This is a genomic window from Modicisalibacter coralii (assembly GCF_004117855.1).
GTDB lineage: Bacteria > Pseudomonadota > Gammaproteobacteria > Pseudomonadales > Halomonadaceae > Modicisalibacter > Modicisalibacter coralii.
The window spans coordinates 1-12,721 of the sequence record NZ_QWBW01000046.1; the positions used below are offsets into that span (position 1 = coordinate 1).

Annotated in this window: 10 protein-coding genes; all 10 read left to right on the top strand. The window is 69.5% G+C overall.

Features of this window, described 5'->3' with window-relative positions; all coding sequences use genetic code 11:
- Positions 1 to 183 precede the first annotated feature (183 nt).
- The 10 genes from ccmD to D0901_RS19410 all read left to right on the top strand — a co-directional run bounded on the left by ccmD (position 184) and on the right by D0901_RS19410 (position 12,721).
- Positions 184 to 375, top strand: a complete 192-nt coding sequence (gene ccmD / locus D0901_RS19365; protein WP_129141945.1) for a heme exporter protein CcmD — start codon at positions 184 to 186, stop codon at positions 373 to 375.
- Positions 372 to 827, top strand: coding sequence for a cytochrome c maturation protein CcmE (gene ccmE, locus D0901_RS19370; protein ID WP_129141946.1), 456 nt, complete (start codon positions 372 to 374; stop codon positions 825 to 827). Before ccmD ends, ccmE begins: the two co-directional genes overlap by 4 nt.
- Positions 828 to 841: 14 nt before the next feature.
- The gene (locus D0901_RS19375; protein ID WP_129141947.1) at positions 842 to 2,830 is read left to right on the top strand and encodes a heme lyase CcmF/NrfE family subunit; all 1,989 of its coding nucleotides are present in this window, start codon (positions 842 to 844) and stop codon (positions 2,828 to 2,830) included.
- Entirely contained in the window at positions 2,827 to 3,360 is a 534-nt protein-coding gene (locus tag D0901_RS19380) for a DsbE family thiol:disulfide interchange protein (RefSeq protein ID WP_129141948.1), read from the top strand. Before D0901_RS19375 ends, D0901_RS19380 begins: the two co-directional genes overlap by 4 nt.
- Positions 3,345 to 3,818 carry a cytochrome c-type biogenesis protein gene (locus D0901_RS19385; protein ID WP_129141949.1) on the top strand — a complete coding sequence of 158 codons (474 nt, stop codon included), beginning with the start codon at positions 3,345 to 3,347 and terminating at the stop codon, positions 3,816 to 3,818. Before D0901_RS19380 ends, D0901_RS19385 begins: the two co-directional genes overlap by 16 nt.
- Positions 3,815 to 5,062: a c-type cytochrome biogenesis protein CcmI gene (gene ccmI, locus D0901_RS19390; protein ID WP_129141950.1), complete on the top strand. Its 1,248-nt coding sequence runs from the start codon at positions 3,815 to 3,817 to the stop codon at positions 5,060 to 5,062. Before D0901_RS19385 ends, ccmI begins: the two co-directional genes overlap by 4 nt.
- Before the next feature lie 106 nt (positions 5,063 to 5,168).
- Positions 5,169 to 8,678 carry a chromosome segregation protein SMC gene (smc, locus tag D0901_RS19395; protein ID WP_129141951.1) on the top strand — a complete coding sequence of 1,170 codons (3,510 nt, stop codon included), beginning with the start codon at positions 5,169 to 5,171 and terminating at the stop codon, positions 8,676 to 8,678.
- Between the two features lie 198 nt (positions 8,679 to 8,876).
- Complete coding sequence (gene zipA / locus D0901_RS19400; protein WP_129141952.1) at positions 8,877 to 10,268, top strand: cell division protein ZipA; 1,392 nt, start codon at positions 8,877 to 8,879, stop codon at positions 10,266 to 10,268.
- 132 nt (positions 10,269 to 10,400) lie between these two features.
- Positions 10,401 to 12,455 (top strand): NAD-dependent DNA ligase LigA, encoded by a 2,055-nt coding sequence (gene ligA, locus D0901_RS19405; protein ID WP_129141953.1) that lies wholly within the window; start codon positions 10,401 to 10,403, stop codon positions 12,453 to 12,455.
- Positions 12,452 to 12,721 carry a YheU family protein gene (locus tag D0901_RS19410; protein WP_129141954.1) on the top strand — a complete coding sequence of 90 codons (270 nt, stop codon included), beginning with the start codon at positions 12,452 to 12,454 and terminating at the stop codon, positions 12,719 to 12,721. Before ligA ends, D0901_RS19410 begins: the two co-directional genes overlap by 4 nt.

The window sequence follows — 12,721 nt, forward strand, 5'->3', positions numbered from 1 at the left end:
GCGCCGCGAGTCCGCCAAGCGCTGGGTGCGCGAGCTGGCCGGCGAGGGGTGAAACGGCCAAGGGTGTATACATTTGATCGGCATAACCTGTATACAGTTGGATAATCCAATCTTGCAGTCCGAGGTCGCCATGCCGTCGGCGACGCGGCAAGTCACGGCGTGCCCGGCGCCGGTGGAGGAACGATGGCCTTCGACTCGTTGCACGCCTTTTTGATGATGGGCGGCTACGCATCGTACGTCTGGCCGGCCTGGGGCGTGACCGCGCTGTTGCTGGTGGGCAGCGTGTGGCATGCGCGGCTCGAGCGCCGGCGAGTGCTGCGCGATCTGCGACGGCGCAATCGCCGCGAGCGCCACGCGACAGTGAGACAATCATGACCCCGAAACGCCGACAGCGTCTGCTCGCGCTGCTGGGCCTGGTGGTCCTCGCCGCACTCGCCGTGGGGCTGACCGGCTACGCGCTGCGCAGTAACATCAACCTGTTCTTCACGCCGAGTCAGATCGCCGATGGCGAGGCCCCGGTGGGCCGCCAGATCCGTGCCGGCGGCATGGTCGAGAAGGGCAGCGTGGTGCGCGATGCCGACAGTCTCGACGTGCGCTTCACGGTGACCGACTTCGACAGCACGCTCGAGATCACCTACAGCGGCATCCTTCCCGATCTGTTCCGCGAGGGGCAGGGCGTGGTGGTGGTCGGCAAGCTGGCCGACGACGGCGTGCTGCATGCCGATCAGGTACTCGCCAAGCACGACGAGAAATACATGCCGCCGGAAGTCGGCGATGCGCTCGAGGCCGCCGGCAAGCTGCCCGCCGGCTACGGTTCGGGCCAATAGCGAGTGGAGTCGCGATGTTGCCCCGACTGATTCCCGAACTCGGCCACTTCGCGCTGATCCTGGCGCTGGGGATGGCGCTGATCCAGGCGGTCGTGCCGCTGGCCGGCGCGGCCACCCGGCGCCCGCTGTGGATGGCCTATGCCCGGCCCATGGCGCTGGGGCAGTTCGTCTTCCTGCTGATCGCCTTCTTCACGCTGATGGCGAGCTTTCTGCTCGACGACTTCAGCGTCGCCTACGTCGCCGACAACGCCAACTCGATGCTGCCCTGGTACTACAAGGCCACCGCGGTATGGGGCAGTCACGAGGGCTCGGTGCTGCTGTGGTGCCTGATGCTCGGCGGCTGGAGCTTCGCCGTGAGCCGCTTCTCGCGCCGACTGCCGCGGGACATGCTGGCCCGGGTGCTGGGCGTGATGGGGGCGGTCAGCAGCGGTTTCCTGTTGTTCGTGCTGCTCACCTCCAACCCCTTCGCGCGGCTGTTGCCCGACGTGCCCGGCGAGGGCGCCGATCTCAATCCGCTGCTGCAGGACGTGGGGCTGATCATCCACCCGCCGATGCTCTACATGGGCTACGTGGGCTTCTCGGTGGTCTTCGCCTTCGCCATCGCCGCGTTGCTCGAGGGGCGCATCGATGCCGCCTGGACGCGCTGGGCGCGGCCCTGGACCAATGTTGCCTGGGCGTTCCTCACCGTGGGCATCGCGCTGGGCAGCTGGTGGGCCTACTACGAGCTGGGCTGGGGCGGCTGGTGGTTCTGGGACCCGGTCGAGAACGCCTCGCTGCTGCCGTGGCTGGCCGGCACGGCGCTGATGCACTCGCTGGCGGTGACCGAGAAGCGCGGCAGCTTCAAGAACTGGACGGCGCTGCTGGCGATCTTCACCTTCTCGCTGTCGCTGCTGGGCACCTTCCTGGTGCGCTCGGGGGTGCTGACCTCGGTCCACGCCTTCGCCAACGACCCGGCCCGCGGCACTTTCATCCTTGTCCTGCTGGGGCTGACGGTGGGCGTGTCGCTATTGATCTTCGCCCTGCGCGCCCCGCGCGTCGCCCACGCCACTGCCTTCGGCTGGCCCTCGCGGGACGCGCTGCTGCTGATCAACAACATCCTGCTGGTGATCATGACCGTCACCGTGCTGCTGGGCACCGTCTACCCGCTGATCCTCGACGCCCTGAACCTCGGCAAGATCAGCGTCGGCCCGCCGTACTTCAACACCCTGTTCGTGCCGCTGACGGCCCTGTTGTGCCTGTTCATGGGGCTCGGCCCGCTGGCCCGCTGGAAGCGCATGCCGGGCCGCGAGCTGTGGCGGCGGCTGGCCGTGGCGGGGCTCGGTGCGCTGGTGCTCGGCGCGCTGGCGCCGCTGATCTATCACGGCCGCTGGGATCCGTGGGTCTCGCTGGGATTGGTACTGGCGCTGTGGCTGGTGCTCTCGCTGGCCCGCGACCTGCTCGACAAGCTGCGCCAGGCCCGCTCGCCCGCCACCGGGCTGCGTCGCCTGACGCCGGCCTACTGGGGCATGCTTCTCGGTCACCTGGGGCTGGCGGTGACCCTCGTCGGGGTGACCGTGGTGTCGAACTACAACGTCGAGCGCAACGTGCGCCTGGCGGTCGGCGAGCAGGTCGAAGTCGCCGGCTACACCTTCGCCATGCGCTCGCTCGGCAAGCGTCGGGGGCCCAACTTCGTCGCCGACGTGGCGACCATCGCGGTCAGCCACGCCGGCGACGCCCCGTTCATCATGCGCCCCGAGAAGCGCGTCTATCTGGCGCGGCGCATGCCGATGACCGACGTCGCGCTGAGCCCGGGGCTATGGCGCGATCTCTACGTCGCCATGGGCGAGGACCTGGGCGACGGTGCCTGGGCGCTGCGCATTCAATACAAGCCGTTCGTGCGCTGGCTGTGGCTGGGCGCGTTGCTGATGGCCGCCGGCGGGGTGCTGGCGGTGGCCGATCGCCGCTATCGGCGTGGCAAGGCGCGGGCGAGCCGGCCGGCTGGAGTCGAGGAGGTCAACGCATGAGGCGTCGTCTGTTGCTGCTGATCCCGCTGGCGCTGTTCGCGGTACTGGCGGTGTTTCTCTACCGGGGGCTGGCGCTCGATCCCAGCGGCCGCGATTCGGCGCTGATCGGGCACGCGTTTCCGGCCTTCGATCTGGCGACCCTGGACGACCCCTCGGTGCGTCATGACGCCGCCTTGTTCGACGGCCGGGTCACCCTGGTCAACGTCTGGGGCGCCTGGTGCCCGACCTGTCGCGAGGAGATGCCGCAACTGCTGGAGCTCGCCCGGCGCGGCGTACACCTGGTGGGCGTGGACTACAAGGACACCCGCGACAAGGGCCGGGCCTTCCTCGACGAGTTCGGCGATCCCTTCGCGGTCAATCTCTTCGACCCCGACGGCGATCTGGGCTTCGACCTCGGCGTCTACGGCGCGCCGGAGAGTTTCCTGGTCGATCGTGACGGCGTCATCCGCTACCACCACACCGGCTACATCACGCCGGCCGACGTCGAGCAGTCGATCCTGCCCCAGGTGGAACAATGGCGCGCGCAATGATCCTGCGGCTCTGGCCGGCGCTGTTGCTGGGCGTGGCGCTGGCGGCCTCGGCGGCGATCGAGGTCCGTCACTTCGACGATCCGGCCCTGCAGCGGCGCTACGCAACGCTGACCCACGAGCTGCGCTGTCCCAAGTGCCAGAACCAGTCGATCGCCGAGTCGGATTCGCCGATCGCCGCCGACATGCGCGACAAGGTCGCCGAGCGACTCGAAGCCGGGCGCTCGGATGCCGCGATCCGCGACTTCCTGGTGCGTCGCTTCGGCGAGTACGTGCTTTACGACCCGCGGCTGACGACGCGGACCTGGCTGCTGTGGGGCCTGCCGGCCGCCCTGGTGGTGCTGGGAGCGCTGGTCGTCGCGCTGATCGTGCGCTCGCGGCGGCGTGGCGCCAACCGCGCGCTGAGTGCCGACGAGCGCGCCCGGCTCGACGAACTGACTCGCCGCGAGGAGCGCTCATGAACCTGCTCTGGCTCTCCCTGGCTCTGCTGCTGTTGCCGGCGTTGTGGCTGGTCATCCTGCCGCTGCGGCGTGCCACCGCGGTGCACGCCGCCCAGCGGGCCTACGAGGCCGAAGACACCGGCAACGCCGAGAACCTGGCGGTGTATCGCCAGCGCCTGGTCGATCTCGAGGCCGCCCGCGAGCGCGGCGAGCTCGATGCCGAGCGCTTCGCCGAGAGCCGCCTGGAGCTCGACCGCAGCCTGCTCGACGACACCCGCGAGCGCCGCCATGGGGCGCTCAAGCCGGCCGCCGCGGGGCGTGCCCTGGTGCCGCTGTTGCTGATCGCCCTGGCGGGCGGCAGCCTGCTCTGGTACCAGCATCAGGGTGCCGAGGGCGATCTGGCGCTGTACGCCGCCGAGCAGTCGGTGCGCAACGATCCCGACGGCTCGCTGGCGATGCTGATCGAAAGGCTAGAGACGCAGGCCGAGCGCCAGCCCGACAACCCCAAGGTGTGGTACGAACTGTTCCCGCTCTATCGCGACAGCGGCCGGCTCGACAAGGCCGCCGACAGCCTCGAACGGCTGATCGCCCTGGAGGGCCGGCGCCCCGGACTGCTCGCCCAGCTGGCCCAGGTGAGGTTCTTCGCCGCCGAGCGTACCCTCACCGACGAGGTCCAGGCGCTGGTCGACGAGACCCTGGCCAAGGACCCGCGTCAGCCCGTGGTGCTGGGCATGCTGGGCATCGAGGCCTTCGATCACGCGCGTTACCAGGAGGCCATCGATTACTGGCGGCGGGCGATCGCCGGTTACGGCGACTCGGCCTCGGTGCAGGCGCTGCGCGAGGGCATCGCCGCCGCCCGGCAGCGTCTGGGCGTGCCGGCCGAACGCTCCGGCCCCCAGCCCGCCATCGCGGAGGAGGCTTCGCTCAGCGTACGGGTGAGCCTCGCACCGGCGTTGCGCGAGCGGGTTGCGCCGGGCGACAGCGTGTTCCTCGTCGCCCGCGACGTCGCCGGCGAGCTGCCGCCGCTGGCCGTGGCGCGGGCCACGGTAGCCGATCTGCCGCTGACCGTGACCCTCGACGACGGCGACGCCATGACGCCCCAGGCGACGCTCTCCCGGGTCGACCGGGTGCGGCTGGTGGCGCGGGTCTCGAAAAGCGGCCAGGCCACACCGCAGCCCGGCGATCTGGTCGGTGAAGCCGGCCCGGTCGCGGTGACCGGCGACGGCGACGTCCAGGCGGTGCGCATCGACCGGGTCGTCGAATGAGCCGCTCGCGGAATGGCCCCGGCGGACAATCCGCGCTTGGGCGTGACCGGGCACTTCGGTAGACTCGGATCGGTTGTCGTTGGTGTCGAGGATCCCGAACTCCCGCATGCGTCTCAAATCGATCAAGCTGGCCGGCTTCAAGTCGTTCGTCGACCCCGTCACCGTGCCCTTCGACAGCAACATGACGGCGATCGTCGGCCCCAACGGCTGCGGCAAGTCCAACGTCATCGACGCGGTGCGCTGGGTGATGGGCGAGTCCTCGGCCAAGACCCTGCGCGGCGAATCGATGACCGACGTCATCTTCAACGGCTCCACCGGGCGCAAGCCGGTGGGCCAGGCCTCCATCGAGCTGTTCTTCGACAACCGCGACGGCAGCATGGGCGGGCCCTACGCCCAGTACGCCGAGATCGCCGTCAAGCGCCAGGTCAACCGCGACAGCCAGTCCAGCTACTTCTTCAACGGCCAGAAATGCCGCCGCCGCGACATCGCCGATCTGTTCCTGGGCACCGGCCTGGGGCCGCGCTCCTACGCGATCATCGGCCAGGGCATGATCTCGCGGCTGATCGAGGCGCGCCCCGAGGAACTGCGCTCGACCCTCGAGGAGGCCGCGGGCATCTCCAAGTACAAGGAGCGCCGGCGCGAGACCGAGAACCGCATGCGCCGCACCCAGGAGAACCTCGAACGTCTCGACGACATCCGCGAGGAGCTCGACAAGCAGCTCGAGCGCTTGAAGCGTCAGGCCGAGGCGGCGCGCCGCTACCAGACCCTCAAGCAGGAGGAGCATCGCCTCAAGGGCGAGCTGGCGCTGTTGCGCGGCCGGGCCCTGCGCGCCCAGCAGACCGAGCAGGAAACCCGCGTGCGCGAGCTCGAGACCCAGGTCGAGCGCGAGATCCTCGGCCAGCGTGAATGCGAGAGCCGGCTCGAGACCTCGCGGGTCGAGCACGACCGGCTCAGTGAGCAGCTCGAGGCCCACCAGGCGCGTTTCTACGAGACCGGTGCGGCGATCGCCCGCCTCGAACAGCGCCTCGAACACACCCGCCATCAGGAGCAGCAACTGGCTCGCGACCTCGAGGCGTCGCGCCGCGAGCTCGTCGAGCTCGAGCGGCTTGGCGAGACCGACGCCCAGCGCCTAGAACGGCTCGACGAGCGCCTCGAGACGCTGGGGCCCGAGCAGGAGGAGGTCGCCGAGGCGCTGGCCGAGCTCGAGGCCACCCTGGAAGAGGCCGAGGCTGCCAATGACGAGGCCCAGTCGCGCTGGCAGGAGTTCCACGAGCGCGACCGGCAGGCCACCCACGAGGCCGAGCGGGCCCAGGATCGGGTGCGTCATCTGGAGCGCGAGCTGGAAACCCACGGCCGCGAGATCGAACGCCGCCGCCAGCAGCAGGCCGAACTGCCCGACGGCGGCGAACTGCGCGAGCGCCGCGAACGGCTCGCCGAGCAGCTCGCCGAGATCGATCTCGAGTTCGAGACCCTGGAAGCCCGGCGCGAGACCCACCAGCAGGAGCGCGACCAGGGCCGCGAGGCGCTGCGTCAGGCCGAGGCCGCCCGCGAGGAGGAGCGCCAGCGGCGCAGCCGGCTGCAGGGCGAGATCGCCTCGCTCGAGGCGCTGATCCGCGCCAGTCTCGACGACCAGGATGCCGCCCTCGATGCCTGGCTCAGCGAACACGGCCTCGAGGCGGCGCCGCGGCTGGCCGAGCGGCTGCGTGTCGAGGCGGGCTGGGAGCGTGCGGTGTCCTGGGTGCTGGGGTCCTGGCTGCACGCCCGCTTGCTGCCGGAGTTGCCGCGCCGGGCCCTCGACGGCGAGCTGCCCAGTGGCGAGCTGTCGCTGGTCGAGCAGAGCGAGCCGTCGGATACCCCGGCCGGCGCGCCCGGCGGGACCCTGGCCGAACGAGTCAGCGGTGCCGGCGCGGCGGCCGTCGTGCTGTCCCGTGTGCGCTGTGCCGGGGACGCCGCCGAGGCCTGGGCGCTTCACCCGCATCTCGCGCCCGGCGAGAGCGTGCTCACCGCCGACGGGCTGTGGCTGGGCGTGGGCTGGGCGCGGCGTCTGGGCGTCGCCGACGGCGACGACAGCGTGATCGCCCAGCAGCAGCGCCGCGAGGCCGCCGAGACGGCGCTCGCCGAGGTCGAGGAACGCCTGGGCACCCAGGCCGAGCGGCTCGAGACGCTCCAGGCCCGCGACGGCGAACTGGAAGCCGCGCTCGAGCACCTGCGCGTCGCCGAACGCGACCTCACGCAGCAGCGCCAGCAGGCGGCACTCGCCGAGGCCAATCTCGGCTCGCGACTCGAGCACGTCGACGGCCGTTTCGCGGAACTCGACGAGGAGATCGCCGATCTTCAGGAGCGTCGCGAGACCTGCGCGCTGGAACTGGAGTCGGCCCGCGAGGCCTGGCAGGCGGCGATGAACGATCTCGAGGCCGCCAGTCAGCAGCGCGAGGCCCTGGACCGGGCGCGTCGCGAGGCCCAGGAATCGCTTGCCGCCCAGCGCGGCCGGCTGCGGCCGTTGCAGGAACGCGCCCAGCAGCTGGCGCTGGAGCATCAGCGGCTGAGTACCGAGCGCGCCGGCCTCGACGAGCAGCGCGGGCGCAGCGACGAGACGCGCGCGCGGCTCGAGGAGAAGTGTGCCGAACTCGAGGCGCAGCGCGAGACCCTGCGCGAGCCGCAGGACGAGGAGCGCGAACAATTGGAGGAACTGCTCGATCGCCGCTCGCGCGAGGAGCAGACGCTCAACGCCTGCCGCGACGAAGCGCAGCGGCTCGGCGAGACGCTGCGCGAGACCGAGCTGGCCCGTCAGCAGCACGAGCGCAATCTGGAAGGCATCCGTCACCGCCTGGAGGAGGGGCGCATGCAGGTCCAGGCGCTCAAGCTCAAGGCCGATGCCCAGGACGAGGTGCTCGCCGAGCTGGGTCACCAGGCGACCGATCTCGAGGCCGACCTGGACCCCGAGGCCACCGAATCGGCCTGGCAGAGCCGCCTCGAGGCGACGGGCGAGAAGATCCGCCGACTGGGAGCGATCAACCTCGCGGCGATCGAGGAGTACGACCAGCAGGCCGAGCGCCGCGACTACCTCGAGGCGCAGCATGCCGAGCTCAGCGAGGCGCTGGAGACGCTCGACAAGGCGATTCGCAAGATCGATCAGGAAACCCGCACGCGCTTCAAGGAGACTTTCGAGCGGGTCAACGAGGGGCTGGGGGCGCTTTTTCCCCGGGTTTTCGGTGGCGGAACCGCGTGGCTGACGCTCACCGGCGAGGATTTGCTGGAGACCGGGGTGGCCATCATGGCGCGTCCGCCGGGCAAGAAGAACAGCACCATTCATCTGCTCTCGGGGGGCGAAAAGGCGCTGACGGCACTGTCGCTGGTCTTTGCCATCTTCCAGCTCAATCCGGCACCATTCTGCATGCTCGACGAAGTCGATGCGCCCCTCGATGACGCCAACGTGGGACGCTATGCCAAGTTGGTAAAGGACATGTCCGACACCGTCCAATTCATTTACATTACCCACAACAAGATCGCCATGGAGGCCGCCGATCGATTGATGGGCGTGACCATGCAGGAACCCGGGGTCTCACGCCTGGTATCGGTGGGTGTCGAGGAAGCCGCGGAGCTTGCCGAGGCATGAAGGGCTTGCAGTCGAATCGCGAACGGGTTACCAACGCATGATTGCGCAGTAGCGACAGGGAAAAATGAAGGGCGATTGCACTGGGCTTAGGAAAGGCTTGACTTTCTAAATTAAGTAGCCTTTTTTTTGTCAATCGCGCTATGCTAGTGACGAATCGATTATCAGGCATGGCGCCTTAGCAAACAGGCAAGACGACCCATGGAACTAAGAGAGTGGTTGATTATCCTGGGGCTGGTATTGGTGGCGATCATCGTCGTCGACGGCGTGCGCCGTCTCCAGCGTCAGCGTAAGGTGCCCCGCCTCGACGAGGTCGAGGGCAAGGAAGGCGATGCGGTAGACCCCGACGAGGCTGCCCGCCAGGCCGAGATCAACTGGGAGTTGCCCAATGGAGGGGCAAGGGTCGTCAGGCCGGCGTCGCAGACGACCGTCGAGCCCAAGCCCAATCTTGAGCGTCAGGATCACCCCGGGCCGTCCACGGTCTTCGCGCGGCGGAATCGCGAAGCGCCCGGGCGGGCCGAGCCGGCTGCCTCTGCCGAGCCTCGCGTGAGCGAGCGGCGCGGGGAGGCTGCGGCTCGGCCTGAACGGCGATCGGCGGCGGCCCCGGATGACGCGACGGCACGGTCCGCCGAGCGTCAACCCGAACCCCAGCAGCCGCCGGGCATGGCCCGGCGCGAGCAGGACGCCCCGGCTCCGGGCGACGATCTGCCGTTGCGCGCCGAACGCGAGGACATGGCCTATCACGAGGCCGAGGAGGACGCCGCGAAGAGCCGCTTCGGCAGCATGGCCTCGGCACTGCGCGCCGGTGGTCAGCGTGTTTCGCAATCGATGCAGCGGGTTTCCTCGCACTTCCAGCGTCACGACGAGGTAGAGGACGCGCACGAGCCGGCGAGGTCGATGCACCACCACGAACCGACGCTGGGCGACGAGGCGCCGGCCGCCGACGAGGCTCGCGAAGCCCGCCGAGCCCCGCGCTTCGACGAGGCCCCGCTCGAGCCGCTGGACGCGACCCCGGCGGACGCCTCGTCGCGCCGCGCCGAGGACGACGCCCACGATGCCCCGCGTGACGACGTGGTCACCCCGCATCCGGTGGTCGAGAAGGCCCGCCGCCACCACGTCAGCGCCCAGCGGGCCCGCGAGACGCTGGCCCACGCCGAAGAGGTGATCGTGATCAGCGTGCTGTCCCGGGACGAAGAGGGTTTCTCGGGCACCCATCTGCTCAATCTGATGCTGGCCTGTGGGCTGCGTTACAGCGAAATGGGCATCTTCCTGCGCTACGAGACCGAGGACGGCGACAGCGACCTGCAGTTCGCCATGGTCGACGTGATCAAGCCGGGCACCTTCGATCTCGAAGCGATGGACGACTACCGTACCCCCGGCATCACCTTCCTGATGCCGTTGCCCGGCGCCCAGGACTCCGCCGCCGCCTTCGAGGCGATGTTCGAGACGGCGATGGTCGTGGTGCGCAACCTGGGCGGCGAGCTGAAGGACGAGAACCGCAGCGTGATGACCGCGCAGACCGTGGAGTTCGCCCGTCAGCGCGTCCAGGAGTTCGAGCGTCGGCATCGCCTGCATCGTTCGCAAGCCAACTGACGTCCCGCCGCCCGGGCACGCCCTGCGACGACCCCGTGAGCGATCACGGGGTCGTCGCGTTGCAGGGCGGCGCTTACCTGTCATCGCCGGCCCGAGTCGGCCCGTCAACGAATCACCGGGATCACTGATCGCATGGCCCAGCCCGACAAGTCCACGCTCGACGAGGTGACGCGCCTGCGCACCGAACTCGACGATGCCAACTACCGCTATTACGTCCTCGACGATCCGGAACTCACCGATGCCGATTACGATCGCAAGCTGCGCCGTCTGCAGGAGATCGAGGCGCAGTATCCGGATCTGGTGACGCCGGACTCGCCCACCCAGCGCGTCGGTGCCGCGCCGGCCGACGGTTTTCCCGAAGTCGAGCACGCGGTGCCCATGCTGTCGCTGGACAACGCCTTCGACGAGGACGAGATCGTCGCCTTCGTCGAGCGCGTCAACGATCGCTTGGAGCGCGGCGACGACGATCTGGCGTTCTGCTGCGAACCCAAGCTCGACGGCCTGGCGGTGTCGCTGGTCTACGATCAGGGCCGGCTGGTGAGCGGCGCGACCCGCGGCGACGGCCGTACCGGCGAGGGCATCACCGCGAACCTGCGCACCCTGCGCTCGATCCCGCTCAAGCTGCGTGGCAGCGAGTATCCCGATCGACTCGAGGTGCGCGGCGAGGTCTACATGAGCCACTCCGGTTTCGCGGCGCTCAACGAACGCGCCCGCGAGGAGGGCAGCAAGGTCTTCGCCAACCCCCGCAACGCCGCCGCCGGCAGCCTGCGCCAGCTCGACCCGAAGATCACCGCGCGGCGGCCGCTGGAATTCTGTGCCTACCAACTGGTCGATCGGCACAACGCCGGCCTCGCCGATGCCGGGGTGGTCTCGCACAGCGGGCGAATGCGCCAGTTGCGCGACTGGGGCTTTCGCACCAGCCCCGAGCTCGCCGTGGTCACCGGCAGCCGAGGCGTCATCGATTATTGCCGGCGCATCGAGGAGAAGCGCGAACGGCTCGACTACGACATCGACGGCGTGGTGATCAAGGTCGACGATCTGCGCTCCCAGCGCGAGCTGGGGTTCGTCTCGCGTGCGCCGCGCTGGGCCACCGCCTACAAGTTTCCGGCCCAGGAGCAGTCCACCCGGCTCAACGACGTCGAATTCCAGGTCGGCCGTACCGGCACCATCACCCCGGTGGCACGGCTCGAACCGGTCAGCGTGGCGGGGGTCACGGTGTCCAACGCCTCGCTGCACAACGCCGACGAGATCGCCCGACTGGGGGTGATGATCGGCGATACGGTGGTGATCCGCCGGGCCGGCGACGTGATCCCCCAGGTGGTGCGGGTGATCGAGCGCGAGCGTCCCGACGATGCCCGCGAGATCGTCTTCCCGGAGCGCTGCCCGGTCTGCGAGTCCGAGGTCGAGCGCATCGAGGGCGAGGTGGCGATTCGCTGCCCGGCCGGGCTGTTCTGCGCGGCCCAGCGCAAGGAGGCGCTCAAGCACTTCGCCAGTCGCCGGGCGCTGGACATCGACGGCCTCGGCGAGAAGCTGATCGATCAACTGGTCGAGCACGGCTGGGTCGAGACGCCGGCCGACCTGTTCGATCTCGAGGCCGACCGGCTGGTCGAACTGCCGCGCATGGCCGAGAAGTCCGCCAACAACCTGATCAACGCCCTCGACAAGGCCCGGCACACCACGCTGCCGCGCTTCGTCTACGCCCTGGGGATCCGCGAGGTAGGTGAAGCCACCGCCAACAACCTGGCGCGTCATTTCGGCACCCTACAGGCACTGATCGACGCCGATCTCGAGGCGCTGGAAGCTGTGGAGGACATCGGCCCGGTGGTCGCCGCGCACATCCATGCCTTCTTTCGCGAGGCGCACAATCGCGACACCGTCGCCAAGCTGCGCGACGCCGGCGTCACCTGGCGCGAGGAGGCCGTCGCCGAGCGCCCGCAGCCGCTGGCCGGCCAGACCTGGGTGCTCACCGGCAGCCTGGAGAGCATGACCCGCGACGAGGGCAAGGCGCGGCTGCAGGCGCTGGGTGCCAAGGTCGCCGGCAGCGTGTCGAAGAAGACCGCCGCGGTGGTCGCCGGCGAGGCTGCCGGCAGCAAGCTGACCAAGGCCCAGGAGCTGGGGGTCGAGACGCTCGACGAGGCGACCTTTCTCGAACGCCTGGCGGCCTGGGAGAACGGAGAGGAAGCATGAGCGAGCGTTTCATCGAGGTCCCCTATCGCATGCTGCCGGGCGAGACGCTGGATGCCCTGCTCGAGACCTTCGTCACCCGCCAGGGCTATGACACCACCGACACAGGCGAGGGCATGCGCGGCTGGGTGACCGAACTCAAGCGCCAGCTCGAACGCGGCGAGCTGCTCATCGCCCACGACCTGCGCACCGAAACCACCGAGGTGATGACGCTGGCCCAATGGCGCGGCTTCGGCCGCGATCTGGCCGATGACGAGGAAGAGGGCTGA

Excerpts from the sequence above, each read along its gene's own strand:
- ligA (WP_129141953.1), top strand. The coding sequence starts at position 10,401 with ATGGCCCAGCCCGACAAGTCCACGCTCGACGAGGTGACGCGCCTGCGC.
- D0901_RS19375 (WP_129141947.1), top strand. The coding sequence starts at position 842 with ATGTTGCCCCGACTGATTCCCGAACTCGGCCACTTCGCGCTGATCCTG.
- ccmE (WP_129141946.1), top strand. The coding sequence starts at position 372 with ATGACCCCGAAACGCCGACAGCGTCTGCTCGCGCTGCTGGGCCTGGTG.
- D0901_RS19380 (WP_129141948.1), top strand. The coding sequence starts at position 2,827 with ATGAGGCGTCGTCTGTTGCTGCTGATCCCGCTGGCGCTGTTCGCGGTA.
- smc (WP_129141951.1), top strand. The coding sequence starts at position 5,169 with ATGCGTCTCAAATCGATCAAGCTGGCCGGCTTCAAGTCGTTCGTCGAC.
- D0901_RS19385 (WP_129141949.1), top strand. The coding sequence starts at position 3,345 with ATGGCGCGCGCAATGATCCTGCGGCTCTGGCCGGCGCTGTTGCTGGGC.
- ccmI (WP_129141950.1), top strand. The coding sequence starts at position 3,815 with ATGAACCTGCTCTGGCTCTCCCTGGCTCTGCTGCTGTTGCCGGCGTTG.
- D0901_RS19410 (WP_129141954.1), top strand. The coding sequence starts at position 12,452 with ATGAGCGAGCGTTTCATCGAGGTCCCCTATCGCATGCTGCCGGGCGAG.
- ccmD (WP_129141945.1), top strand. The coding sequence starts at position 184 with ATGGCCTTCGACTCGTTGCACGCCTTTTTGATGATGGGCGGCTACGCA.
- zipA (WP_129141952.1), top strand. The coding sequence starts at position 8,877 with ATGGAACTAAGAGAGTGGTTGATTATCCTGGGGCTGGTATTGGTGGCG.